This is a genomic window from Streptomyces sp. NPDC088194 (assembly GCF_040702025.1).
Classification (GTDB): Bacteria; Actinomycetota; Actinomycetes; order Streptomycetales; family Streptomycetaceae; genus Actinacidiphila.
In genome coordinates this window covers 56,298-80,858 of sequence record NZ_JBFBIV010000022.1, presented here as the reverse complement: position 1 = coordinate 80,858, position 24,561 = coordinate 56,298, and the positions used below count along the sequence as shown (strand labels likewise).

General features: G+C 72.7%; 20 protein-coding genes and 1 tRNA gene. 5 read left to right on the top strand and 16 right to left on the bottom strand.

Features of this window, described 5'->3' with window-relative positions; translation table 11 throughout:
- Positions 1-4: 4 nt before the first annotated feature.
- Positions 5-79, top strand: a tRNA-Asp gene (locus AB0399_RS14805).
- Positions 80-880: 801 nt separating this feature from the next.
- Here the strand turns inward: AB0399_RS14805 and bldC are convergent.
- Positions 881-1,087, bottom strand: coding sequence for a developmental transcriptional regulator BldC (gene bldC / locus AB0399_RS14800; protein WP_003949541.1), 207 nt, complete (start codon positions 1,085-1,087; stop codon positions 881-883).
- Between the two features lie 503 nt (positions 1,088-1,590).
- On the bottom strand, positions 1,591-2,448 hold the full coding sequence (locus AB0399_RS14795; RefSeq protein WP_328465717.1) for a hypothetical protein: 858 nt from the start codon (positions 2,446-2,448) through the stop codon (positions 1,591-1,593).
- Between the two features lie 181 nt (positions 2,449-2,629).
- On the opposite strand from AB0399_RS14795, the gene AB0399_RS14790 reads away from it, so the two are divergent.
- Positions 2,630-3,772 carry a Glu/Leu/Phe/Val dehydrogenase dimerization domain-containing protein gene (locus tag AB0399_RS14790; protein WP_366411513.1) on the top strand — a complete coding sequence of 381 codons (1,143 nt, stop codon included), beginning with the start codon at positions 2,630-2,632 and terminating at the stop codon, positions 3,770-3,772.
- A gap of 324 nt (positions 3,773-4,096) precedes the next feature.
- Positions 4,097-4,366 carry a DUF3073 domain-containing protein gene (locus AB0399_RS14785; protein WP_328465721.1) on the top strand — a complete coding sequence of 90 codons (270 nt, stop codon included), beginning with the start codon at positions 4,097-4,099 and terminating at the stop codon, positions 4,364-4,366.
- Between the two features lie 89 nt (positions 4,367-4,455).
- Here AB0399_RS14785 and purM read toward each other — a convergent pair whose 3' ends face one another.
- The 5 genes from purM to AB0399_RS14760 all read right to left on the bottom strand — a co-directional run bounded on the left by purM (position 4,456) and on the right by AB0399_RS14760 (position 9,744).
- Positions 4,456-5,529: a phosphoribosylformylglycinamidine cyclo-ligase gene (gene purM, locus AB0399_RS14780; RefSeq protein WP_329367721.1), complete on the bottom strand. Its 1,074-nt coding sequence runs from the start codon at positions 5,527-5,529 to the stop codon at positions 4,456-4,458.
- A 135-nt stretch (positions 5,530-5,664) separates the two neighbouring features.
- Positions 5,665-7,182 carry an amidophosphoribosyltransferase gene (purF, locus tag AB0399_RS14775; RefSeq protein WP_328465725.1) on the bottom strand — a complete coding sequence of 506 codons (1,518 nt, stop codon included), beginning with the start codon at positions 7,180-7,182 and terminating at the stop codon, positions 5,665-5,667.
- A 320-nt stretch (positions 7,183-7,502) separates the two neighbouring features.
- Positions 7,503-8,315: a sterol carrier family protein gene (locus AB0399_RS14770; protein ID WP_366411512.1), complete on the bottom strand. Its 813-nt coding sequence runs from the start codon at positions 8,313-8,315 to the stop codon at positions 7,503-7,505.
- A gap of 451 nt (positions 8,316-8,766) precedes the next feature.
- Positions 8,767-8,970, bottom strand: a complete 204-nt coding sequence (locus AB0399_RS14765) for a DUF4177 domain-containing protein (RefSeq protein WP_329367717.1) — start codon at positions 8,968-8,970, stop codon at positions 8,767-8,769.
- An 87-nt stretch (positions 8,971-9,057) separates the two neighbouring features.
- Positions 9,058-9,744 (bottom strand): IMP cyclohydrolase, encoded by a 687-nt coding sequence (locus tag AB0399_RS14760; RefSeq protein WP_366411511.1) that lies wholly within the window; start codon positions 9,742-9,744, stop codon positions 9,058-9,060.
- 246 nt (positions 9,745-9,990) lie between these two features.
- Between AB0399_RS14760 and AB0399_RS14755 the strand changes: the two genes are divergently transcribed.
- Both AB0399_RS14755 and AB0399_RS14750 read left to right on the top strand, forming a co-directional pair.
- Positions 9,991-10,104, top strand: coding sequence for a helix-turn-helix transcriptional regulator (locus AB0399_RS14755; RefSeq protein ID WP_366411510.1), 114 nt, complete (start codon positions 9,991-9,993; stop codon positions 10,102-10,104).
- A gap of 167 nt (positions 10,105-10,271) precedes the next feature.
- Positions 10,272-10,490: a DUF397 domain-containing protein gene (locus tag AB0399_RS14750; protein ID WP_366411509.1), complete on the top strand. Its 219-nt coding sequence runs from the start codon at positions 10,272-10,274 to the stop codon at positions 10,488-10,490.
- 39 nt (positions 10,491-10,529) lie between these two features.
- Here AB0399_RS14750 and AB0399_RS14745 read toward each other — a convergent pair whose 3' ends face one another.
- From AB0399_RS14745 to AB0399_RS14705, 9 genes are all read right to left on the bottom strand, one after another.
- Positions 10,530-10,988: an NUDIX domain-containing protein gene (locus AB0399_RS14745; protein ID WP_366411538.1), complete on the bottom strand. Its 459-nt coding sequence runs from the start codon at positions 10,986-10,988 to the stop codon at positions 10,530-10,532.
- A gap of 166 nt (positions 10,989-11,154) precedes the next feature.
- Positions 11,155-12,726: a DUF6177 family protein gene (locus AB0399_RS14740; RefSeq protein ID WP_366411508.1), complete on the bottom strand. Its 1,572-nt coding sequence runs from the start codon at positions 12,724-12,726 to the stop codon at positions 11,155-11,157.
- Positions 12,723-16,880 (bottom strand): type VII secretion protein EccCb, encoded by a 4,158-nt coding sequence (eccCb, locus tag AB0399_RS14735; protein WP_366411507.1) that lies wholly within the window; start codon positions 16,878-16,880, stop codon positions 12,723-12,725. Before eccCb ends, AB0399_RS14740 begins: the two co-directional genes overlap by 4 nt.
- Positions 16,877-18,028: a hypothetical protein gene (locus tag AB0399_RS14730; protein ID WP_366411506.1), complete on the bottom strand. Its 1,152-nt coding sequence runs from the start codon at positions 18,026-18,028 to the stop codon at positions 16,877-16,879. Before AB0399_RS14730 ends, eccCb begins: the two co-directional genes overlap by 4 nt.
- 200 nt (positions 18,029-18,228) lie before the next feature.
- Complete coding sequence (eccD, locus tag AB0399_RS14725) at positions 18,229-19,635, bottom strand: type VII secretion integral membrane protein EccD (protein ID WP_366411505.1); 1,407 nt, start codon at positions 19,633-19,635, stop codon at positions 18,229-18,231.
- Positions 19,636-19,710: 75 nt separating this feature from the next.
- Positions 19,711-20,022 (bottom strand): hypothetical protein, encoded by a 312-nt coding sequence (locus AB0399_RS14720; protein WP_366411504.1) that lies wholly within the window; start codon positions 20,020-20,022, stop codon positions 19,711-19,713.
- Between the two features lie 109 nt (positions 20,023-20,131).
- The gene (locus AB0399_RS14715) at positions 20,132-21,004 is read right to left on the bottom strand and encodes an immunity 49 family protein (RefSeq protein ID WP_366411503.1); all 873 of its coding nucleotides are present in this window, start codon (positions 21,002-21,004) and stop codon (positions 20,132-20,134) included.
- Entirely contained in the window at positions 21,001-23,931 is a 2,931-nt protein-coding gene (locus AB0399_RS14710) for a hypothetical protein (RefSeq protein WP_366411502.1), read from the bottom strand. The genes AB0399_RS14715 and AB0399_RS14710 overlap by 4 nt, the downstream gene beginning before the upstream one ends.
- Positions 23,928-24,362: a DUF6507 family protein gene (locus AB0399_RS14705; protein ID WP_329367692.1), complete on the bottom strand. Its 435-nt coding sequence runs from the start codon at positions 24,360-24,362 to the stop codon at positions 23,928-23,930. Before AB0399_RS14705 ends, AB0399_RS14710 begins: the two co-directional genes overlap by 4 nt.
- Between the last annotated feature and the right edge of the window lie 199 nt (positions 24,363-24,561).

Here is a 24,561-nt window from a genome sequence, read left to right as displayed (position 1 = left end):
ACAAGGTCCTGTGGAGCAGTTTGGAGTGCTCGCCACCCTGTCAAGGTGGAGGCCGCGGGTTCAAATCCCGTCAGGACCGCAGCAGATGGCAAAGCCCGTCCCCCGAACCCCGGGAGACGGGCTTTCCGCCGTCCCCTGCGAGGCTGGCCCAGGCCGCGCCCCGCGGCGCCAGCCGCGAATCAGACCCAGCAAATCCCGTCAGGACCCCACCAGACACGAACGCCCGTCACCCGAACCCCGGGAGGCGGGCTTTCCGCCGTCCCCCCCAGGCTCGGGCGAGCGTTCGGCCGTCCCCAACCAGGTCGCGGCCCCACACCGCCAACCACACCCCCGTACGCGGGCTTTCCGCCGCCCCCTGGGACCCGCCGGCACGCGGGGGCGCGCTCCGCGGCCCCAGGCGCGCGCGTGCGGGCCGTTCCGCGCGCCGGGGCGACCGGCCACGCGCCCGGCAAGTCCCGTCGGCCTGCGAGGAGTTGAGGGCTTCCGTCCCGCCGGGCCGGCGACCGGGGCAGCCGCGGAGGCACGACGGCACCGAAGACCCTAACGGGCCAAGCCGGTTCATTACCGCATCGCAGGCAACAACCTCAAGTGCCGCACATGTGACGGGAGTCACGCGAACTTGTGGGACACATAAGGAACTGGAGGCCCTGCGCAAGGCTCTCGATTTAATATGTGCAATGGTACCCACCTGCATCACGTGTGACCGGGCACACAAAAAAGAGGATCGCATCGGACCCGGCGGAGTCCGATGCGATCCTCTTACGGTCATACGGTGTTGCGTCCTGCTGTTCGCCCTCCCCTCGGGCCTCCTGATGGGGGCAGGTGGCCTTCGGACGGCGACGTATGGGGTAGGGGCCCCACAAGCCGCCCAAAAGGGCTGTCAGGCCTCGCTGCGCTGCTGCGGAATGCCCGCAAGCAGCGCACGGACCTCCGCCTCGCGGTAACGGCGGTGCCCGCCGAGCGTGCGGATCGACGTGAGCTTGCCTGCCTTGGCCCAGCGCGTGACCGTCTTCGGGTCGACGCGGAACATGGTGGCGACCTCAGCGGGTGTTAGCAACGGCTCGGCATCAGGGGTGCGAGCGGTCATGAGCGGCCTCCTCGAGAGAACCGAACCAACGCGGTTCTTTCCTCTTAAATTCTGCACCTTGACCCGCGTTGCCCGATATGGGCGAACGCGGGCCGAGTCGGTAATAGGACGAACGGCTTGTCCTCGGCACTACAACTACACCATCCGTCCAGCCGCGTCGGCCAAACCGATGGATTTGCCCTCTCAGGTGTTCAAGCTCGACGGAAGCCGATGGACCGGGCCATAGCGGACAGTCACACCAACGTGACGATCAGTCACAGCGCGATCATCCGCCACATCCCCACCTTCGATGCGAGCCCGAGGCGGACCCGATGTCCCATTTTGGCATGACAGATGGTGATGCAGGCAAGAGTCCGGTTACGTGCTCTGCGTCACGCTTGGGCCAATAGCACCATCACCAGGGGCAGAAGCACGTCGCGGGCCGGACCGGAGACAACACCCGGCCCACCCGGAGACAACAACCCGTCAGATCCCGACCGCCCCGCCGTGCGCCACGGCCCGGCTCAGTTCGCGAACTGGAGCTCGCGCACCGCCCGCCACCGATCGGTCAGCCGCTCGTACGCCGTGCCGGCCGCCGCCGAGTCGCCCTCGCGCAGCGCCGCCAGCCCCTCGGCCGCGTCCGCCGCCGAGCGGTCGGCCGCCAGCGCCTCCGGGCCGATCACGTGCACCAGCCCGCCGTAGTCCAGTTCGACCAGCGAGCGCGGGTGGAACTCCTCCAGCCAGCGCCCCACGTCGATCAGCCCGTCGACCAACGGGCTCTCGTCCAGCGCCTCCTTGAGCACCCGCAGGCCGCGCGCCACCCGGCGCCGCGCCTGCACCATCGGGGTGCGGTAGCGCATCATCGGCTGCTTCGACCCGCCCGTGGCGTCCTCCGCGCCGACCGGTTCGTACTCCCGCTCGTCGTCGCCGACGAGGATGAACCAGCGCACCGGCACGTGCCAGGTCGCCGAGCGAATCCAGGGCCGCGCGTCGGGGTTCCGCTCGCGCCACGCCTCGTGGTCGGCCGCGGCCTGCCGCCTGACCACCGGCGGCACCATCGCGTCGAGCACCGGGGCCGGCAGCTGTCCCTCCAGCTGCTCCAGCGCCATCCAGCCGCGCAGCCGGGTCCGCCACGGGCAGACGTGCGTGACCCCGCCCACCTCGGCGATGAACGCCTCCCGGCTCTCGTGCACCGGCACCGCGATCGGCGGCACCGGCACCAGCCCGGCCAGCGACTGCCTCAGCTCGTCCTGTGCGCCGCGCTCACGGCCCGCGGCCGCATACCGGTACCAGTGGGTGCGTTCGGGCTCGGGAAAGGCCGCCAGCGGCTCGTACACCCGCAGATACGACGTGTACGGGACCAGTACCGCCGAACCGCCCACGCCCGCTCCTCCAACGCCGTACCCGCCGTGCCGACGCCTCCGATCGTCCCACGGGACCGCCTCCGCCGGAGGTGATCCCGGCCACTGGGTGCAGGGCCTACCCTGAGGCCATCGAACCCTCCGCCACCCGTACGGGGGGCGAGACACCCGAACCCAATGGGACCGCGAGCACCACCGGACTATGGGAGTCACCACCGTGACCGACGTACGTCAGACCGACGGCGGCAACGGCGCCGCCGTCATCGCCAAGCTGTTCCGATCGGAACAGGGCGGACACGAGCAGGTCGTCCTGTGCCAGGACCGCCCGACCGGCCTGCGGGCCGTGATCGCACTCCACTCCACCGCCCTGGGCCCGGCCCTCGGCGGCACCCGCTTCCACGCCTACTCCTCCGACGAGCAGGCCCTGGACGACGCCCTCAACCTCTCCCGCGGCATGTCGTACAAGAACGCCCTGGCCGGCCTCGACCACGGCGGCGGCAAGGCCGTCATCATCGGCGACCCGGACACCCTCAAGACCGAGGAGCTGCTGCTCGCCTACGGCCGCTTCGTGGCCTCGCTCGGCGGCCGCTACGTCACCGCGTGCGACGTCGGCACCTACGTCGCCGACATGGACGTGGTCGCCCGCGAGAACCGCTGGACCACCGGCCGCTCCCCCGAGAACGGCGGCGCCGGCGACTCCTCGGTGCTCACCGCCTTCGGTGTCTTCCAGGGCATGCGCGCGGCCGCCAAGGCCCAGTGGGGCGAGCCGACGCTGCGCGGCCGCCGGGTCGGCGTCGCGGGCGTCGGCAAGGTCGGCCACCACCTGGTGGAGCACCTCGTCGACGACGGCGCCGAGGTCGTGGTCACCGACGTGCGCGCCGACGCGGTCGCGCGGATCACCGCCCGCCACCCGGGCGTGACCGCCGTCGCCGACGCCGACGCGCTGGTGCGCACCCCGCTGGACGTCTACGCCCCCTGCGCGCTGGGCGGCGCGCTCGACGATCCGACCGTCGCCGCGCTGACCGCCACCGTGGTCTGCGGCGCGGCCAACAACCAGCTCGCCCACCCCGGCGTCGAGAAGGACCTCGCCGACCGCGGCATCCTCTACGCCCCCGACTACGTGGTGAACGCCGGCGGCGTCATCCAGGTCGCCGACGAGCTGCGCGGGTTCGACTTCGAACGGGCCAAGGCGAAGGCCGCGAAGATCCACGACACCACGCTGGCCATATTCGAACGCGCCAAGGTCGACGGAGTGCCGCCCGCGGTGGCCGCCGACCGGCTCGCCGAGCAGCGGATCGCCGAGCGCACCCTGGCCGCCGACTGGCTGCGGCCGAGCCTGGGTTGAGCCTGGGTTGCGCCTGGGTTGAGCCGTCGTCGAGGTCCCCGGACGGGGGCGGAACGGGCCCGTCCGGGGGCCTCGGCGTGACCGATAGCACGGCCCGATAGCAAGTTCGCGCTAGAAGAAGGTAAAATCGGGTCTGACCAGGAACGACAGGGCCGCAAATATCCCCTGTTCCGACGCGCGTCGTGCGGGCGACGTACCGTGCGGCGTCGGAAGCAGGTACCGTTGAGGCCCTACGGACCGGTCTCTCTCCAAGGAGGCCGTCCGGATCATGAACGCGTGTCAAGACTCGGGGCCGTCGAGCCCCGCCGTTAAGGGGGTCGAGCCATGGGGCGCGGCCGGGCCAAGGCCAAGCAGACGAAGGTCGCCCGCCAGCTGAAGTACAACAGCGGCGGCACGGATCTCTCACGTCTGGCCGACGAGCTGGGCGCATCGCCGTCGAGGCCGGTTAATCCGGAGCCAGTCGAGGACGATGACGACGAGTTGGACGACGACCCGTACGCTCAGTACGCGGATCTGTACAACGACGACGACGAGGACGATGACCAGGACGAACAGTCCGAGCCGTCACCGTCGTCTCAGCGCCGTCGCGCTTGACGCCGCCAACGCTTGAGGCCCGGCCCGGGGTCCGCCCCGGGCCGGGTTTCGTCGTCGGCATGTTTCCTCACCGCGGGTAACCGTCCGGGTCAGGCGTCGTCGCCGTAGTCGCCGACCAGCTCCACGGCCGACGCGCCGCTTTCGCGTGCCCGGATCTCGCCGGCCACCCAGGCGTCCACGTCACGGTCCGCGAGCACCGCGAGCGCCACGTCGACCGACTCCTGCGGCACCACGGCCATCATGCCGACGCCCATGTTGAGCGTCTTCTCCAGCTCCTCGCGCCGCACCCCGCCCAGCTCGCCGACCACTCCGAAGACCGGTCCCGGCGTCCAGGTGGGGCGCTCCACGGTGGCGTGCAGGTGGTCCGGGATCACCCGGGCCAGGTTGGCGGCCAGACCGCCGCCGGTGATGTGCGAGAAGGCGTGCACCTCGGTGGTGCGGGCCAGCGCCAGGCAGTCCAGCGAGTAGATCCTGGTCGGCTCCAGCAGTTCCTCGCCCAGCGTGCGGCCGAACTCGGGCACCTCGCGGTCCAGCGCCCAGCCGGCCCGGTCGAAGAGCACGTGCCGGACCAGGCTGTACCCGTTCGAGTGAAGTCCGGAGGACTCGATCGCGATCACCGCGTCGCCCGGCCGGACCCGGTCCGCGCCCAGCAGCCCGTCGGCCTCGACCACGCCGGTGCCCGCGCCCGCCACGTCGAAGTCGTCGGCGCCCAGCAGCCCGGGGTGTTCGGCGGTCTCGCCGCCGACCAGCGCGCAGCCGGCCAGCACGCAGCCCTCCGCGATGCCCTTGACGATGGCCGCGACCCGCTCCGGGTAGACCTTGCCGACGCAGATGTAGTCGGTCATGAACAGCGGCTCGGCGCCGCACACCACCAGGTCGTCCACGACCATGCCGACCAGGTCGTGGCCGATCGTGTCGTAGACGCCCATCCGGCGGGCGATGTCCACCTTGGTGCCGACGCCGTCGGTGGCCGACGCGAGCAGCGGGCGCTCGTAGCGCTTGAGGGCCGAGGCGTCGAAGAGCCCGGCGAAGCCGCCGAGGCCACCGACCACCTCGGGGCGGGACGCCTTGCGCACCCACTCCTTCATCAGGGTGACGGCGCGGTCGCCCGCCTCGATGTCGACGCCCGCGGCTGCGTAGCTGGCACCGGTTGTCTCAGACATGGCTGGGGAAACCTTCGTGTCGGTCGTACGGGTCGTACGGTCGCGGCGCCCGGCCCGGGCCGGGGTGGCCGGGGCGGGGGCACGGGTGGGGGCTGCGGCGCGGGCCGGCGGCCCGCGGGGCAGGTCGGTACGGGCTCACGGCCGGCGCAGTGCGTCGGCGGCGTCCGCGCCACCGGCCAGCTCGACCTCGAGCAGCTGCTTGCCGAGCAGCTCCGGGTCGGGCAGGTCCATCGGGTACTCGCCGTCGAAGCAGGCCCGGCACAGGTTGGGCTTGGCGATCGTGGTCGCCTCGACCATCGCGTCGATCGAGATGTACGACAGCGAGTCCGCGCCCAGCGACTTGCCGATCTCCTCCACGCTCATGCCGTTGGCGATCAGCTCGGCGCGGGTGGCGAAGTCGATGCCGAAGAAGCACGGCCACTTCACCGGCGGCGAGGAGATCCGGATGTGCACCTCGGCCGCGCCGGCCTCGCGGAGCATCCGCACCAGCGCGCGCTGCGTGTTGCCGCGAACGATGGAGTCGTCCACCACCACCAGCCGCTTGCCGCGGATGACTTCCTTGAGCGGGTTGAGCTTGAGCCGGATGCCGAGCTGCCGGATGGTCTGCGAGGGCTGGATGAAGGTCCGGCCGACGTAGGAGTTCTTCACCAGGCCCGAGCCGTACGGGATGCCGCTGGCCTCGGCGTAGCCGACCGCGGCCGGCGTGCCGGACTCCGGTGTCGGTATCACCAGGTCGGCCTCGACCGGGGCCTCCTTGGCCAGCCGGCGGCCCATCTCCACCCGGGACAGGTAGACGTTGCGGCCCGCGATGTCGGTGTCGGGGCGGGCGAGGTAGACGTACTCGAAGACGCAGCCCTTGGGGCGGGCCTCGGCGAAGCGGGAGGAGCGCAGGCCCTGCTCGTCGACGGCGATCAGCTCGCCGGGCTCGATCTCCCGGACGAAGCTGGCGCCGCAGATGTCCAGGGCGGCGGACTCGGAGGCCACCACCCAGCCGCGCTCCAGCCGGCCCAGCACCAGCGGGCGGATGCCCTGCGGGTCACGGGCGGCGTAGAGGGTGTGCTCGTCCATGTAGACGAGGCTGAAAGCGCCCTTGATCTTCGGCAGCACCTGTGGTGCGGCTTCCTCGACCGACAGCGGGGTGCCGTCCGGCCCGACCTGGCCGGCCAGCAGCGCCGTGATCAGGTCCGTGTCATTGGTGGCCGCGACCTTCGTGGCCCGTCCGGGGCCCTGCGGCAGCGCGGCGACCATCTCGGCGAGCTCGGCGGTGTTCACCAGGTTGCCGTTGTGGCCCAGCGCGATGGAGCCGTGGGCGGTGGCCCTGAAGGTGGGTTGCGCGTTCTCCCACACGGACGCGCCGGTGGTCGAGTAGCGGGCGTGGCCGACGGCGATGTGGCCGGTCAGCGAGCCGAGGGAGGTCTCGTCGAAGACCTGGGAAACCAGGCCCATGTCCTTGAAGACCAGGATCTGGGAGCCGTTGCTCACTGCGATGCCCGCGGACTCCTGTCCGCGGTGCTGCAGGGCGTACAGCCCGAAGTAGGTGAGTTTGGCGACCTCTTCCCCTGGGGCCCAGACACCGAAGACACCGCAGGCGTCTTGGGGGCCCTTCTCACCGGGGAGCAGGTCGTGGCTGAGTCGTCCGTCACCACGAGGCACGTTGTCGAGTCTAGGGCAGGAATGCCTCTCATCCGAACGGGCGAACCTTCAATTCCCTGGGTCTACGCGCGTCATGCCTTACGTGGCAAGCGGTGTGATGTTCGCCTTACGGAGTCGGGCGCGCCCGGGCGCAGGGTCGTTTTCCGGCCAATCACGTCGGGGAGCCCTCATGGCCGCCACCTGGCCCACCCCCGTCCGGCGCTCCCGGAACCGACAGAACGGGCGGCCGGAGGAATCAGAACCGGACTCCGGTTTTTGGAAGACGCCTGGGGGAAGCGGCCGAGCCACTTCGCAGGAGCTGTCCCAGGACCGGGCAGGAGCTACCCCAGGACCGGGAGGTACGCCGCGAGGTCGGCGCGCTCGCCGGACGCGGAGACGCGGGCGGCGTCGACCTCGTCCGCGAACGAGGTGCGCCCGGTGGACAGGCGCAGCCAGGTGACGGGGTCGGTCTCGACGACGTTCGGCGGGGTGCCGCGGGTGTGCCGCGGCCCTTCCACGCACTGCACGGCGGCATACGGCGGCACCCGCACCTCCACGGAGTTCCCGGGCGCCTTCGCGGCGAGCGCGTCCGCGAGGACCCGTACCGCCCCGGCGACCGCGTGCCGGTCGAAGCCGACCTCGATGCCGGTGGCGCGGGCGAGGTCGTCGCTGTGGACGACCAGCTCGACCAGCCGCGTCACCAGGAAGTCGCTCGCCCGCATCGGGCCGAACGGGCTCGGCACCAGCCGGTCGGCCCTGGTCGCCTCGGCCTCCAGCGCGTCGAGCTGCTCCGCGGCGGCTTCGAGGGCCACGAGCGGATCGGCGGTCCGCGCCTCCTCCGCCCGGGTCGCGGCGTCCAGCTTCTCCGCGATTCCCGCGGTGGACAGCGCCCAGGTGTCGAGCCCGACCGTCTTCGCCCCGGCCGCCGGCGGCTCCGCCGCCAGCATCGTCCCCATCGCCTCGACCTGCCGGACGATGTGCACGACCAGCAGCCGCACGTCCCAACCCGGCAGCCCCGAGGGCCACTTCCACTGCTCCCCGGTCAACCCCCGTGCGGCCACCCGCACATGCCCCACCTGCGCGCGCAACGCTCCCCACGTCCGCGTGGGCTCATACGTACGGACACGGCGGCGGCTCTCCCCAGGGGTCGGCATACCCCCGAGCTTAGCTTTCGGGTGCCGCGGCCCCTTCGGTCCACTTGTCCTGTATGAAGATCCCACTGCGGCTGCTGCTGCATGCACTGCCGCAGCAGCCACATCGTGATCGCCGTGTGAACCGCGTCCGGCACCGTCTTGGCCCCCAACCTTCCGCCGACGAATGCAAGGCGGAGACCCTCGACATCGCGGGCCGCGTCGGCGGCGAGGACTTCGCACTCCTCCGGAAGGAGTCCCCCTCCGGAAGGAGTCCCCCTCGCTCCCACGCCTGCGGCCGGCCGTCCACGGCGGCCACCCCACACCTCCCCGTGCCCGGATCGTCACGCTCGGCTTCTGATCGTGCAGACGGTCGGCGACCGAAAGTGACCACGCGGCCACGCTCACCGATGCCTGTGCACTCAGGCAACTCGGACAACGAGCGCAGCCGCGCGGACCTCCTCCCGCCGGGCGCTCAGCCCTGGCGGGGGCGTTCGAAGGTGATGAGCAGGCCGTCGACCGCGCCGGGGCCTATCCGGCCCTTCACCTCGCCGGACGTGATGTCCTTCAGCGCCCAGCCGTCCTCGGCGTGCTTGTTGAGCACCTTCTCCAACTTGTCGCTGTCGAGCGCGTCCCCGATCAGCGCTTCGCGGAAGGTGACGACCTTGTACTCGTACATGTCCGACCTTTCTCGGTGGTTTCCCGGTACTGCGTAAGTGCCACGTCGTACCTGCTGACGCACTCGGGCGGCCCGGAGGTTGCGGCACTACTCCGGCTGCCGCTGTCGCAGGAGGGCGCCCTCCAGGTTGCCGGGCTCGAACACGGCCAGCGCCACGCGGAGTTCGGGGGCGAGGACGTCCCAGATCTCGGCGGCAAGCTCGGCCGGGGTGTTCGCCCGGGTCGCGGTGTCGACGTAGGGCTCGGCGGTGGCGACCGTACGGCCGTCGGAACGGTAGGTGGTCATCAGCACCGCGTCGCCCGGGGCGAGCGCGCCGACCGCCAGCGTGAGCACGTCGGCCGCTTCCCGGCCACCCGCACCACGCCGGGCCGCGCCGAGCCAGGCCCGCCCGGTCGAACCGTGGGCGACCACCGTGATCCGGGGGGTGTGGATCGGCGGATCGGGCTCGTACGCCAGCCCCGACAGCGCGCGGAGCGGCTCCGCGCCCTCGTCCAGCCGCCCGGCGACCTCCGCGACCTGCTCCCCGTTGCCGTACACCAGCCACTCCCCGCGCTCCCGCGCGCCCACGTAGTGCCGCAGCGGGTCACCGCCTGGGCCCTCTGTCGCCGCGACCACCAACTCGCCGTCGCCGCGTCGCAGTTCGCGCGCCTGCGAGGCACGGGTGCGGCCCGTGAGGAAGTACGCCCCGCAGCAACGCCCGTCCCCGGTCCGCGCCCACACCACCCCGCGCCCCGGATACGGATTCCCCGCCAGCACCTGACCCAGCGCCTCCACGCCCACCGCCTCCTCATCCGCCGCCACCCGCGCGGCACGTCCGAGGGGGCAACGTACTACCCGCAGTCACCGCACTCCGGCGGCGCGAACCCGGCGCGCGCTTCGCGCCGTCACGCTCCCACTCGCCCCGGGGCGCCTCCCCCCGTTCCGCCGAGCGCACTACGCAGCGCCCACCGCGTAGTTACGCTCAACGGTGACACGGTCTCCACTCCTCTTGAGCTCCAACTCGCGAGGAACGGTGGTCCGATGACCCAGCCGAAGAACCTCAGTCCCTACGAATCCCCGCAGAGCTTCTACGGTTCCGAGCTGCGCCGCCTGCGCGAGGCGGCCGGCCTGACCCAAGACCAGCTCGGCGAGTGAGTCTTCTGCTCCGCCGCCTACATCGGTCAGCTCGAAACCGCCATCCGCAGGCCCCAGTTGGACCTGTCCCAACACCAGCGGGCATACGATTACGCGCGGGCCGTCGCGCTGTCGCCGGAGGCGTCCCTCAACCTCATCTCGTCGGTGGCGGAGGAGTACAGCAGACCATGACCACTGCTCGTGACCTGGGCCCCGGCGTCGAGTGGCGCAAGTCGTCGTACAGCAACGGCAGTGGCGGCAACTGCGTCGAGGTCGGCGACGGCAACCCGGCGGTGCTGCCCGTCCGCGACTCGAAGGACCCCGAGGGCCCTGTCCTCACGTTCACCCCCGCCGCCTGGACCTCGTTCGTCCGCGCGCTCAAGTCCGGTGATCTGCCGATCGGTTGACGGTACGGCCTGCCCCGGTCGTGAACCGTCGCGCCGCCGCTACTCCGCGGGCGCCGCGGGCCAGCCGTGTTCGGAGAGCAGGGGGCCGCGCCCGAGGTAGGCACGCAGGGCGCGGGCCGTGCTGGGGACGAACCGCTCCGGGACCGCGTCGACGTCGCACCAGCGGACCTCGCGGTGCTTGCCGGGCTCGCGGTTCTCGGCGGTGCCGGTCCAGCGGTGGGCCGCGAACACCACGGTGAGATAGCCGTTCGGCGACTGCACGCCGTGGGCGCCGTGGACGAGGTGCGCGACCGCCAGGTCCTCGGGCGCCACCCGCACCCCGGTCTCCTCGTACAGCTCGCGCACCGCCGTGCGCGTGATCGGCTCCCCCGGGTCGCTCTTGCCCACCGGCAGGTCCCACAGCCCGTCGCCGTAGCGCGCCCCCGGCCCCCGCCGCAGGAGCAGCACCCGCCCCTTCTTCCGGTCGTGCACGACCACCGCGGCCGCCAGCAGCGTCATCGCCCCGTACGCCACCGGCCCCGCGTCCTGCGGCTCGGCGTCCCTCTCCCCCACGGGCCCCGACCTCCCTCGTTCACACGGCGACCACCGCGCCACCCGACCGACGGCCGACCGTAACAGCCGCCTCCGACAAGCTCCGTCGCTCGTGCGGCGACGTACCGGCCCGCTACGGGGCGGCGACGGCGAGGTGTTCGGTGAGGATGTGCAGGGACTGCCATGCCTCGGCATCGGTGCCGTCGCCGAGCGGGTAGTGCAGGGCGGGGGCCACGGAGGAGCCCAGTTGGAGCGGTTCGATCTCCAGTGGAGGCCGGCGGGCGCGGGTGAGGGTGACGTCGGCGACGCCGGCCGCGCCGAGGGTGAAGGACACCGGTACCGGCGGGGCCTCGAAGACCGCGGGCACCGTCAGGTCGCGCGTGGCCGGGCGGACGGCGGCGAGCATGGTGACCAGTCCGTGCTCGGCCACGAGGGTGCCGGCCAGGGACGCGATGCGGTCCAGCGGGAGGGCGTCGCCGGGACCGTAGCCGAGGACGAGCGTCACATCCTGCTCGACACCGCCTCCGACCCGGGTCACCCGGACCGACGCGACCGCCGGGCGCTCGGGCCGCCCGACCACGGCGAGGAAGGTGGGCCTGGGCGCTCGGCCGCGGGCCAGATCGGTCAACTGGCGCCGCGACCATGGCAGGTTGACCGGTTCCGCGGTGCCCCATCCGGTCGGCGGCGCGCCGGTCAGCGCCTGCCAGGCGGCTTCCACGGCGCCGCCGAGCAGCAGGTCCTCCTCGGGCGGGTGGACGGTGTGGAAGGACAGGCTCAGCTGCCGGTCGGCGGTCGGCCCGGCGGGACGGAACGCGTCCGCGAGCCGCCCGGTGCCCTCCGGGGTGGGGATGGCGGCGAAGGTGCCGTCCTTCCAGTGCAGCTCGGCGCCGGACAGGCCGTCGTAGTAGCCCGAGGAGTCGCCCACCACCCAGCGGTTGGGCGCGCCGGTGAGCGCGAACCGGGTGAGCATGCTCATCCGGGTGCCCGGCGGGGTCACGATCTGCAGGGCGCGGTCGGTCTCGGCGCAGGCCCGCAGGACGTCGGACAGCCACGCCGACAAGGAGACCAGCGGCCGGTCCCCGATGACGACGGCGGTGGTGGCGGTGGCCACGTCCACCGCGGGCAGCGCGCCCGGTGGCGCGGCCGCCGCGGACACCTCCGCGCCGACGTCAGCGGCGTCGCCGGCGCTCCCACCGACCGTGGCCGCGCCGCCGCCCTCGCCCTCGCCCCCGCCCTCGCCCTCGCCCTCGCCCTCGCCGGGACCGTCGCCGGGACCGACCCGCGCCGGTGGCCGCGAGCCGACCCGCACCACGCCCAACGACCGTACGGCCCCGGCCGGATGGCACACCCCGTCCAGCAGCAGCGCCAGCCGGCCCGCGACGGAGCCGGCCAGGGCCGCCGCGTCCGGCACGGCGGTGGACGCACGCACCTCGGTCCACCACACCGGCCGGCCCCGGTGCGCACCGGTCAGCCCGGCCCGGCGAGCCGCCTTCGCCCCGAGCAGCCGCTCGACCTCTCCGGCCACCTGCACCAGTACCGGCGCCTCCACGGAGACCAGCGGCCGGCCGTCGGGCCCGGTCAGCTGGATCACGGCTCCCTCGGCGTCACCGGTCATGTACTGGTCGGGGCCGCCCGCGTACAGGCTCGCCAGCAGCCGCAAGGCGTCCGGCATCTTCGGGGTCAGGACGACGATGTCCTTGGTCACGGTGCCTCCTGCTCGGCCAGGGCGGTCTGGACGAGCTGCGGGGCGCGTCCGCGGCGCACCAGCAGGCCGCGGCCGGGCGGCTGCGCGGAGGCGTACACGCCCGGGAAGAGCTGGCCCTCCGCACGGTCGCCGGCCATCACCAGCGCGGTCGCGCCGGTCTCCCGCAGCGCGGTCAGGAACGGGTCGTACAGCGCGCGGGAGGCGCCCGCGACCCGGCGGGTGAGCACCACGTGCAGGCCGATGTCCTGTGCGATCGGCAGGTACGGCAGGAACGGCGCCAGCGGCTGCTGGCCGGCGGCGGTGAGGATGTCGTAGTCGTCGATGAGCAGCACGATGCGCGGACCGTCGAAGCCGGGCCCGTCGCCGAGCGGGTGCAGCGCGTCCTGAGCGGCCTCGTCGGGCAGCCGCTTGTCGAGTTCGGTCGCGATGCCGGCCGCCAGGCCCGTCGAGAGGCGGACGTTGTACGCGTAGCCGCCCCGGTACGGCTCGGGAACCGCGGTGCGCAGGCCGCGGCGCGGGTCGAACACCGCGAAGACCAGCTCGTCGTCGGAGTACCGCGAGATCAACTGGGCGGCGACCAGGGCCAGCAGGTTGGTCTTGCCGCATTCGTCGTCGCCGAGGACGACCAGGTGCTGGTCGCGCTCGAACAGGCCGAGCAGCACCGGGGCGAGGGCGTCCTGATCGACGCCGAGGGGGATCGCCGCGGGTTCTGAGGCGGCCGAGGGCAGCTTCGCGGCGGGCAGCCTGGCGGGCAACACCCTTACCGCGGGCGCCGGTTCACCGTGCCAGGTGGCGCGGATGGTGGCGGTGGCGTCGCCGAGTGCGGCGGCCAGGGCCTCCGCGGTGGCGCGCCCGTCGATGCGCGGGAGCGCCACCTGCGCGAACAGCCGGCCGTCGGTCAGGGCCCGGCCGGCGTCACCGGCGCCGAGGGTCTGCGCGAGCCGCCGGTCGATCGCGGAATCCGTGGCGTCGCCCAGCCGTAGCTCCACCCGGCTGCCGAAGAGCGACTGGTTGGCGATCCGCACGTCGTTCCAGCGGAGCATGCCGGCCACCACGTGGATGCCGTAGCCGCCGCCGCGCTTCAGCAGGTCGGCCACCCCGTCGTCCAGGGCGTCGAACTCCTCGCGCAGGGTGCCGTATCCGTCGATCACCAACACCACCTCGGTGCTGGGGAGTTCGGGCAGCCCGCCGGCCGAGCGCAGGTGGCGCAGCTGGTCCACGGAGTCGATGCCCTGCCGGCGGAAGAGCTGCTCGCGGGCGGCGAGCATGCCGCGGACCTCGGCGACCGTGCGGGCGCAGCGCTCGGGGTCCGACCGGCCGGCCACCCCGCCGACGTGCGGCAGGCCGGTCAGCGCCGACAGGCCGCCGCCGGCCAGGTCGAGGCAGTAGACGGCCACGTCGCGGGGGGTGTGGGTGAGCGCCAGGGAGAGCACCAGGGTGCGCAGCAGCGTGGTCTTGCCGGACTGCGGGCCGCCCACCACCGCGGTGTGCCCGCCGGCGACGGTCAGGTCGTGCACCCAGGGCCCGCGCCGCTGCCGGGCCGGATCGTCCAGCAGGCCCAGCGGCACCCGCATCGCTCCGGCCGGCCGGGTCAGCCGCATCCCGTCCCCGGTCACCTCCACCGGGCCGGCGACGGCGTCCAGGGCGACCGCCGCGGGCAGCGGCGGCAGCCAGATGCGCCGCCCGGGGGTGCCGGCCTCCCGCAACTGGTCCACCATCACCGACAGTACGGTCGGGCCGCTGTCCAGCGCGGTCGCGGCCGCACGGTCCTGCTCCTGGTCCGCTGCCCCTTCCGCGTCGTCGCCGCGCAGCGGGCCGCCCAGTGCCGCGGAGACGTTGTACGTCGGGTAGCGGTACGCCAGCGGCTGCTCCTCGGCCGCGTCGGCGACGGCCGTACGGCGGTGCGCGCCGGAGACGTAACCCGCCTTGAACCGGCGGTAGGTGGAGGTGTCCACCTTGAGGTAGCCGAAGCCGGGCAGCGACGGCAGCAGGAAGGCGTCCGGGGTGTCCAGCACGGTGCGCGACTCGTCCGCGGAGAACGTCCGCAGCCCCAGCCGGTAGGACAGGTAGGTCTCCAGCCCGCGCAGCTTGCCGCCCTCGATGCGCTGGCTGGACAGCAGCAGGTGCACCCCGATGGACCGGCCGATCCGGCCGATCGACAGGAACAGGTCGATGAAGTCGGGCTTCTCGGTGAGGAGTTCGCCGAACTCGTCGATGACCACGAACAGGTGGGGCAGCGGTTCGAGTTCCAGCTCGGGGCGTTCGGCGCGCAGCGCGGCGTAGCGGCCGATGTCCGCCACGTTGCCGGCGTCCTTCAGCACCTGCTGGCGGCGTTTGACCTCGCCGGCCAGGCTGGTGTGGACCCGCTCGACCAGGCCGGCCTGGTTCTCCAGGTTGGTGATCACCCCTGCGACGTGCGGGAGTTCGGCGAACGGCGCGAAGGTGGCGCCTCCCTTGTAGTCCACCAGGACCAGGGCCAGGTCCTGCGGCGGATGGTTGGCGGCGAGCGCCAGGACCAGGGTGCGCAGCAGCTCGCTCTTCCCGGAGCCGGTCGCGCCGACGCACAACCCGTGCGGTCCCATGCCGAGTTGGGAGGACTCCTTCAGGTCCAGCAGCACCGGACGATGCCGGTCGTCCAGGCCGATCGGCACCCGCAGGAAGTCCCGTTCACCGCGTGGCGCCCACATCCGCGCCAGGTCGAGGGCGGCCGGGTCGGCCACGCCGAGCAGTGCGGGGAAGTCCACCGCTCCGGAGATCGGCGTGCCGTCGTCGACGGACTCCTCCGACAGCCGCAGCGGTGCGAGCAGCCTGGCGATGCCTTCGGCGCCGGCGACGGTCACCGGGTCGGCCGTCCCTTCGACCGCGCCGCCGGCCTCCTCCGCGCGCCCGCCGGCCGATCCACCCGCGCCGGCCGATCCACCCGCGCCGCCCGTACCGCCCGCGTTCCCCGTACCCGGCACGGCCGCCGAGGCCCCGCTCTCCGCCCCCGGCCCGTCGCCGCCCGGCGCGCGCAGGTCCCGTACGGACAGGTGGTCACCGTCCACGGTGATCCGTACGGTCACCTCGTCCGGCTCGTGCAGGTGCTCGGCCAGCAGGTGCACCACGGTGACGCCCATGTCCCGCAGCGCCACCGCCATGTCGGGGCGCGGCAGTTCGACCGCCGGACCGCCGTACTCGTCGCTGAACACCAGCAGCCGGGCGGTGCGCCGCAGCGCGTCCTGGTCGGACAGGCCGCGGCGCAGCTCGGCGGTGTAGGAGGCGCGCCGGACCAGGTCGCGCCGGAGCACCTTGGCGAGCTGTTCGGGAGAGGGCGCGATCCGGCGGGCGGGCACCGGGCCGTCCTCCTCGTCCGGTTCCAGGACGTGCGGCAGCCATTTCGCCCACTCCCACTCCGGCAGCCGGCCGCCGGGCACCGACAGCGCGATCCCCACGTCGTCGGGCGCGTGCAGCGCCGCCGTCTGGACCAGCAGGGCCCGCGCCACCCGCAGCACGTCCTCGCGGTCCCCGACGATGCTGACGTTCCCGGCCCGGTCCAGCGGCACCGTCAGCGGGAAGTCGGCCACCCGGGAGAACCGGGCGAGCAGCGCCCCGGCCTCGTTGAGCATGAACCGGTCGGGCGGCGTCAGCACGCCCGAGCCGCCCTTGCCGAGCACCAGCTCCCGTACCGGCACGTTGCCGGTGCCGATCCGCACCTGGAGGAAGTCCCGGTCCAGCCGGCGGCGTTCCCAGGCGCGCGCCGGGTCGCGCACGATGTCGTACAGCGCGTCCGGCGGCGGGTCGAGCACCCGCGCCCGGTCCCGTACCCGTCGTTCCGCCGCGCCCAACTCCTCGCGCAGCTCCTCCAGATACTCCAGGTACCGCTCGCGCTGGGTGCGCCGGGTGCGCTGCGCCTTGCCGCGCTGGGACAGGAACAGCGCCAGCGCGCCGCACACGGCGAGCACCAGGACGATGGCACCGATCGCCGCGAACTGGCTGTTGCGGATGACGGTCATCATCACCACCGAGCTGACCACGCCGGCCAGCGGCAGCAGCGCGGTGGCGGGGCTGCCAGCCTTGCCCTCGGGCAGGTTCGGCGGCGCCTCCACGACCCGGGGGACGTCACGCAGGAGGGGGCTCGACGTGCGTGCGGGCCGGTGCACGATCCGCTGCGTCACGGCCGGCGGTCCTCGGTCCGGGCCTGCCCGCGCTGCTCCACCGGTGTCCGGCGGCCCGCCGGTTCGCCGCCGGCGCCCCGGCCCACCGCGCGGTCGAGCGCGATCCCGGCCAGCCGGGTGGCGGCGACCTGGGTCTCCGCGCCGAGCAGGGGCGCGGAGATCACGCCCCCCGCGGCGAGGTGCCGGTCGTACGGGATCACCACCACCTCCACGCCCGCCTCGCGCAACTCCCGCTCCGCGCGCCGGACATCGAGCACCTGGTCGGGTGCCGAGCAGGTGAGCGCGACCACGGTGCCGCGCAGTACCTGCTTGGGCAGCGACGACATCCAGGCCAGCACCGTGGCGGTCGACGCGACGCCCTCCACCGTGGCCGGCGCGACCAGTACGCACGCGTGCGCGGTGACCAGGGCCGTACGCGCCACCTCGCCGGGCAGCGTCTCGCAGTCCACCACCGTCACCGCGAAGAAGCGGCGCAGCGCCATCACCACGGTGCGGTAGGTGGGGATGTCCACGGGGGCGCCGATGTCGCCGCGGCTGCCGGGCAGCAGCCAGCCGCGGTCGTCCAGGGCGACCAGGTAGCCGGTGATGTCGGTCAGCCGCATGGATGGGGTGACCAGACCCGCCACGTCGGCGCAGGTCCAGCGCACCGAGGTGGCGCCGAGCCGGGTCGGGAGGGTGCCGAGGGCCGAGTCGGCCTCCATGGCGAGCACCGGGTCGTGCCGGTAGTGCACGAAGGTACGGCTGAGCAGCGCGGCCACGGTGGTCTTGCCGGCGCCGCCGCGGATGCTGGTGACGACGATCTGGCGGCCGGTGGTCACCGGCTGCTGGACCTGCTCGGCGGTCGCGGTGGCGTCGGCGACCCCGCGGGCCGCCGACGAGCCGAGCACGGTCCGAAGGGTGCGCAGGACCCTGCGCAGCGGCGGGTCGCCGTGCAGGGGCCGGCGGGCCGGGCGGGTGGCGGCGCCGGGGACCGGTGTGGGCTCGGGGGCAGGGGAGGGCGGGGTGGGTGCGGTGGGTGCGGTGGGGCCGGGCGGGCGCGAGGCGGCCGGCGCGGGTGCCCGGGCGGACGACGGGCCGGGGGCGGGGGCGCGCGGGGCGGGCGGTGCGGAGGGTGGCGCGGACGGGGTCGGGGGTCCTGCGGGTGCCACGGCTCCTGCCGGTGCCACGGCTCCAGCGGGTCCTGCCGGTGGCGCGGGTGAGGCGGGCGCGGGTGAGCTAGGTGCGGCGGAGCCAGGGGGACCGCCCCGCCCGTCGGGCACCCCCTGTGCGACCAGGTCGTTGAGCACGCCTGCCTGCCAGTCGTCCTGCGACGCCACCGAACTACCTCCTCCGTGAACCGCGCGAAGACCTACGCGAACGTGTCCAGCAGGTGCCCGTACACCCCGAACACCCCGACCAGCAGGGGGAACAGCGCGATGACACCGGCCGCCTCCGCGGTGTCCGCCAGCCGCCTGAAGCGGACCCGGACGTGCTCGGGCGGCTCCACCGCCAGCAGCACCAGCGGGAAGGCCCCGAGTACCGCGCACCCCGCGAGCGCGCCCGCGGCGCCGGACCGGTCCGACCACAGCACCGCGCCGCGCACGGCGACGGCCGCGGCGGCCAGCAGCAGCAGGACCACCTCGGTCACCAGGGGATAGGCCCGCGAGCGCAGCGCCAGCACCAGCGCGGTGATCACCGCCAGCGGCACCGTCCAGACCGTGGGCGTCCGCAGCGCGAGTACGGCCGCGACCGCCGCGCCGCCACCGACCACCGCCGTGGCCAGCACCAGCCCGCGATGGGCGGCGTCGAGCGCCGACGCCACCCGGTGCCGGCTGACCGAGGCACCGTCGGCCCGCTCGTCGTCCAGCGCGGTCAGACCGGCCGAGGACAGCGCCAGCCGCGGCAGCACACCGAGCAGCACCACGCAGACCACCGCGAGCACGGCGCCGGTGTGCGCCTGCCGCGGTGCGGTGCCCGCGCCGTGCTGTGCGGCAGCGGCGGCCTCCGCCACGGCGGCGACCACCCCGACCATCACCGCGCCGAGCACTCCCGCGCGGCCGAGCGGGGTGAACGCGCCGAGCAGCAGCAGCGCGGCGAAGACCATGACCGCGACCCCGGCGAAGCTGCCGGCCGCGCTCCAGCCCTCCGCGTCGCCCAGCGTCCACGCGCCGAGCGCCGCCAGCGGTCCGGCCGCGGTGATCAACGCCGTGGCCGCCCCGCGCCGCCCCGCGCGCCCGGCCACCGCGCCCGCCACGGCCAGTACGGCGCCGAGGGCCAGCAGGGTGGCGGCCACGGCGGACGGCGCGTAGGACACCCGGGCCAGCAGACCGCCGACCAGCAGCCAGCCGACGAGGGCGGCCCCGGCCGTGATCCGGCGCGCCTGCGGGCTCCACCGCCAGGCGCGTACGTCGAGGTCCTCGGCGACCTCGTCCGTCACGTCGTGCACCACCGGCGCCGAGGGCACGTCCTGCACCCGGACCAGCCGCAGCACCGTGCCGTCCAGCACCCCGGCGTCGCGCAGGGTGCCGTCGTGTGGCACCACCGAGCCGTCGGAGGTCACGAGTTGACGGAGCATCGGTTGCGTGGCGACCCGGTCGTCCAGCATCTCGATGATGTCCGGCAGCAGCCGGCCCACCGGTTCGTCGGACGGCAGCACCAGGTCCATCCGGCGCCGGGCTCCCACCAGGCTGACCCGGCTCAGCCTGCCGCCCCGCGGACCCGGGCCGGCGGCCTTCCGCACGGATATCCCGGCGCCGTCGGCACCGTCAGCGGTCATTGCGTGTCCCGTCGGCATCGGTCTGCTCGCAACTCTCCTGGCTCGGGGGGCAGTTGTGGCTCGGACGGACATCCGTCACGGCGACGGCACCGTGGCGGACGGGGTGCCGGACGGGGTGTCGGACGCGCTCGGCACCGCCGGCGTCGTCGAGGTCGGCGCCGGCGTGGTGGTCCCGAGGTGGCCGATCAGACGGTGCGAGACGAACGACCAGCCGACGCAGCCCGCACACAGCACGGCGGCGATCACGAGCCCCGCGACCGCCTTCCCCACCCGCTCGTCCGCCGTCCGCCGCGCCCGCAGCACCCCGAACAGCAGCGCGTCCCGCATCCGCCTCCGCCGCACGGAGACCGATTCGAGCAACTGACTGTCATAGTCCTGCGCGGCCATCCTCTTCCGTCCAACGCCTCGAAGTCACCCGATTACAGCAAGTCTGATCGATGGCCGACCCACCCGTCGAGGGCATCCGCGGGATCGGTCCCGCCCGCGTCCGTCTCGCCTACACGGTCGGGAACTCCCCCACCCAGGCGCGGTCGAGGAGCTTGATGGGGAGGTAGTCGGACCTCACGCGGATCGGGATCTCGCCGTCGTAGGCGAGGCACGCGACGGCGAGGACACCGATCGGCACGGTTCCAGATGCCTTGTCGGCGCGGTCCTCATCAGCGGTCCAGTAGGACTTGTGCGCCTCCAACGCGTCCACCAGCGCGTCGTTGAAGCCGTCCACGTCGTGCTTGACGAACCGGTAGAACAGGTTGATCGGCTGGTAGAGAAGCTTGTTGAGCGCCTCAGGGTCCGCGATGGTCGCGACATCCGGATGCGACAACTCGACGGTCTCGGTCAGGGCTTCCACGAAGCCGGGCCGACGCAGCCAGTAGCGCTGGAGCGCGTCCACCCAGTGGTAGGCGTACTCGTCGATCTCGAAGCCGCCCAGCCGTTCCGACTCCCGCAGCAGTTCGATGGGGACCTCGCACAGGCGGGTCATCCGCTCCTGCTCACGGCAGATGACCGCGTACCAGAACGCGCTCACCCACCGGGCGGCGTTGGAGACGCTGAACGGTCCGACGGCCGGGATGCGATGCATTTTCTCGCCGATCCGACACTCGACGCTCTCCCCGGAGGCGGTCGCGGACGCAAAGACGGCCGAGTGCACCTGCATTGCGGCCACCACCGCGTCCCACGTCTCGAAAGACCCTCCCACCGGATCGATGATGCACTGGGCCTGCACACGAAGATCGGCACTGTTCAGAGCGTCGTTGAAATACTCCGGCGACTCTCCCAGGTAGCCCAGATCCTCCTTCGCAACCTCGGTCATGAATTCCGCATAGTCAGCACCGTCGGGATCTGGCGAAAAATGCCGCGCTACCTCGATCACTTCTTTATCCCCTTGGGGCGAATATCGAACTTCCGGACATCATACCCCCCATGTGCGGCTTGGACCACACCATCGACATTTATCTCCACCGGATACCCCTTGACGACGATGTAGTCCAATTTCCCCTCCTTCAACGCCTTCCGCAACTCCCGCGCCAGCATACGGTCGGCAGCTCCGCCCTTCTTACGATTGAGCATTTCATTGACAATGTCATCGAAGTACTCTCTCGTGCCCTGCGAGACCCGTACACCATTGGGCAGCCTACGACTACCCAAGTCGGTCGTCAGGCTACTTTTCGCCTCGACGACCACGTACCCGCCGTCGGGGCGGCGCCAGACCTGGTCGAACTGGTCGTTCCCGTTCTTCGGTCCGCCCAGCTCCAACCGCTCGCTGCCGGGGTAGAGCTCCGGTACCGCATGCTCGGCCGCCACCGTCTCGCCGTATGCCTCGCTGGCCTTGGTCATTTCCGTGTGCAACGGGGCGTGCACCGCACTGGCGTCCTCGAACCTCTGGACGTCGGCGGCCACGTGCGGGCCCTTGATGATCTGCTTGAGTTTCTCCAGCGGACCGTGCGCGGGTGTATCCGCCTTGATCGCAACGTCGCGTCGCCGCACGACGTGATCGAGGACATGATGAGCCCTCTCGTGAACGGAACTCGGCCGGTAATTCGCACCCTGTGGAACGTGGCCGTTCTCGTCGGGCAACCGGTAGCGCGTGGGGCCGTCATCGAGGTAGTCCGGCTTCATGGGTCGAGGAGCGGTTTTCTCCGCCATCCAGTCGCCGTTCACATGCCCCTTGACAAGGTGAGGCGGGACAAATCCCGATTCATCCACACTGTATACGCTCTTGCGAATTCCGTCTGTCCTGTAGTACTTCCTGAAGTATTCCGGGTCCGTGTTGGCGCGCCGCACCTGTTCCGCGACGATCTTCGGGTCGGTGGATTCGCTCGGCTGGTGCGAGGGTTCACCGTCGTGGTCCCTGACCGGCTCTGGCTCGGCGCCGGGGTCGCGTGGGAGGTCGTCGTGGCCGGGTGTCGCCAGGTCGGACGGGTCGTGCGGTCCACCCGGCGGCTCGTGGGGCAGCTCGTGCGCCGGGCCGTGCGGCACCCCGACGCCCGGCTCATGTCCCGCCAGCCCGGCCGGAGTTCGCTCGGCGGCGGTGGCCGGCATGTCCCGTCCCGGCCCGCCGGTTTCGGGGCCATCGAGGCCCGGGTGCCCGGCGCCCGGTGCGTGCGCGGTGGGCGTGGTCCCGCCTGACGGGTCGTGGGCTGCCTGGGTCGATGGGTCGTGGGGGAGGGGGCCGTCGCCCGGGAGGTGGGGCTCCGGCGGGGGCGGGGTGCCGTCGGGGAGATGGGGGGCGGGGGCGTCGCTGGTGAGGCGGACCGGGGGCGGCTCGGGGGCGTGCGCGGCGGCCTCGGCCGCGGGGTGGGCGCCGGCGCCCACGAGGACGGGCGGCCGGTCCGGGCCACTCGCGCCGTGCGGCACCCCGGACGCGAGGGGCTCGTCCGGCGGCTCCACGGAGTGCCCCGCCGCCCGTTCGGCGGCACTGGGCTCGTGCGGCGGAGGAACCTGACTCCCGTCGGGCCGGGTGAGTTCACCGTCCGGGTGGAGGTGCACGGCCGGGTTCGTCGGATCGGCTATCGCGTGCTCGGGCGTACCCGCAACCGGCGCGTGCGCCCCCTCGGGAACGTGCACCCCGTCCGGCACGTGCACCCCGTCGGCGAGCCCTTCCGGGCTGACCGGGATCGCCACGGTCCCGTCCGGCAGTTCGACCACGTCCGGCGGCAGCGTGATCTTGTCCAGGTCGCCGACACCCTTGAACAGGTCGCTGACCTTGACGACCGCGTAGGTGCCCGCCTTGCCGATGTACGTCATCGGGTCGACGATCCGCCCGGCCTTCGCCGCCACCGACAGCGTCTTGGCCGCGGCGCCGGTCTTCGCCGCGCTGCCCGCGCCGTCGGAGGCGATGACGGTGAGCACGTTGAAGGTGACCGCACCGGCCGCGCGGGCCGGGTTCTTCTTCCACTCGTCCCACGCGACCAGCGCCTTGCCGGTGTTCTTCACCGCGTCGCGCGACTCGCGCACCCACTTGGGCATGTACTTGCCGGGGGTGGCGAGGAAGATCGGGGCGAGCGCGGGCGAGAAGGACATGATGGTCAGCCCGGTGGCCAGCTTCGCCAGGTTCGTCCACGCCTCGGCCATCGAGTGCCAGCCGCCGGTGCCCACCAGCGTGCCGAGGCCCTTGATCGTGCCCCACACACCGTCGACCATGAAGCCGTCCCAGACGAACGACTTCACCCAGTGGCCGTACTTCTTGGGGTTGTACCAGCGGTACGTGCGGTCCACGTGGTCGCCCCACGGCAGTTCCGAGGCGTGGTCCAGGTCGTTGGCCCCGATGCCGTACATGTTCTGCGCGTGGCTGCCGTCGTCCTGGATGTAGTGGGTGCCGCCGAACAGCGCGGTGATCTTGTTGGCGCAGGCCACTTCGGCCGCCCAGAACGCGGCCACGGTCACGTCCACGTCGTGCCGCAGGTCGTTGTTGTGGGAGACCTTCTTGCTGTCGTTGGTCCAGTGGTGGTCGCCGGCGACGCTCGCCGCGAACTCCGTTGCCTGGTGCTTGAGTTGGGCCAACTTGACCGTGAGCGGGCCGATTTCCGTGGAGTACGCGTCCAGCGCCGAGGTCACCGACTCCAACTGGGTGGCGAAGTCATCGGACTTCGCGGCCACCGGCGCGGTGGTGGCGAACAACTGGTCCGCCTCGGGCGCCTTGTAGAACGCGGACAGCCCCTGGAACTGGGTGTCCACGTCGGAGCCCGAGGACCGCCATAACCCGGCGTTGGTCTTGAGGTCCTCGATCTCCACTTCGAGTTGGACGAGGCTGCCGGTGAACTGCGGTATCTCCGCCGGGTTGATGGGTGCCGCCGTCACTTCGCGTCCCCCTTGCCCCCGCCGTCGCCCGGCATGTGGATCACCGGCTCCTTGAGCGCCTCCTGCTGCGCCTTCGCGGCCATCGCCAGGTCGCCCTTGACGTACTCGTTGGTCGCGTCGCGCGCGCCGGTGAGGGAGTTGGTGGTGCGCTGGGCGATGTAGGCGAGCTGCTTCTCGTGGGCCTGGATGAACTGGCCGAGCGCCGCGGCCACCAGGCCCTCCGCGCCCGGCATCGGCGGCCCGTACTGGCCCGGCTTGAGAACGGCGTACCCGTTCTCGTAGTCACCCGCCTTGATGGTCCCGGCAGCCGCGGCGGCGCCGGTGATACCGCTCTCCAGGCCGGTCGAGGCGTCGTTCAGCCCGTCCGCGGCCTTGATCACCTTGTTCAGCACGCTCTGGACGCCCGAAGGCGTGATGTCCCACTTCGCCATCAGTTCCCCCCTGTGCCTCCGGACGCCGCCGCACGGCACGCCCGGCTCGCGGACCGGCCCCGACTGCCGCCCCGAGCCGGCGCTCCTGCCTCCGGCCCCGTCAGCAGGCCCCGTCCGCCGACCCGATCAACTGCCCTGGCCAGCCCGCGCCGCCTACCGCCGCCGGCAACCGAACCCGCCAACCGAACCCGTCAACCGA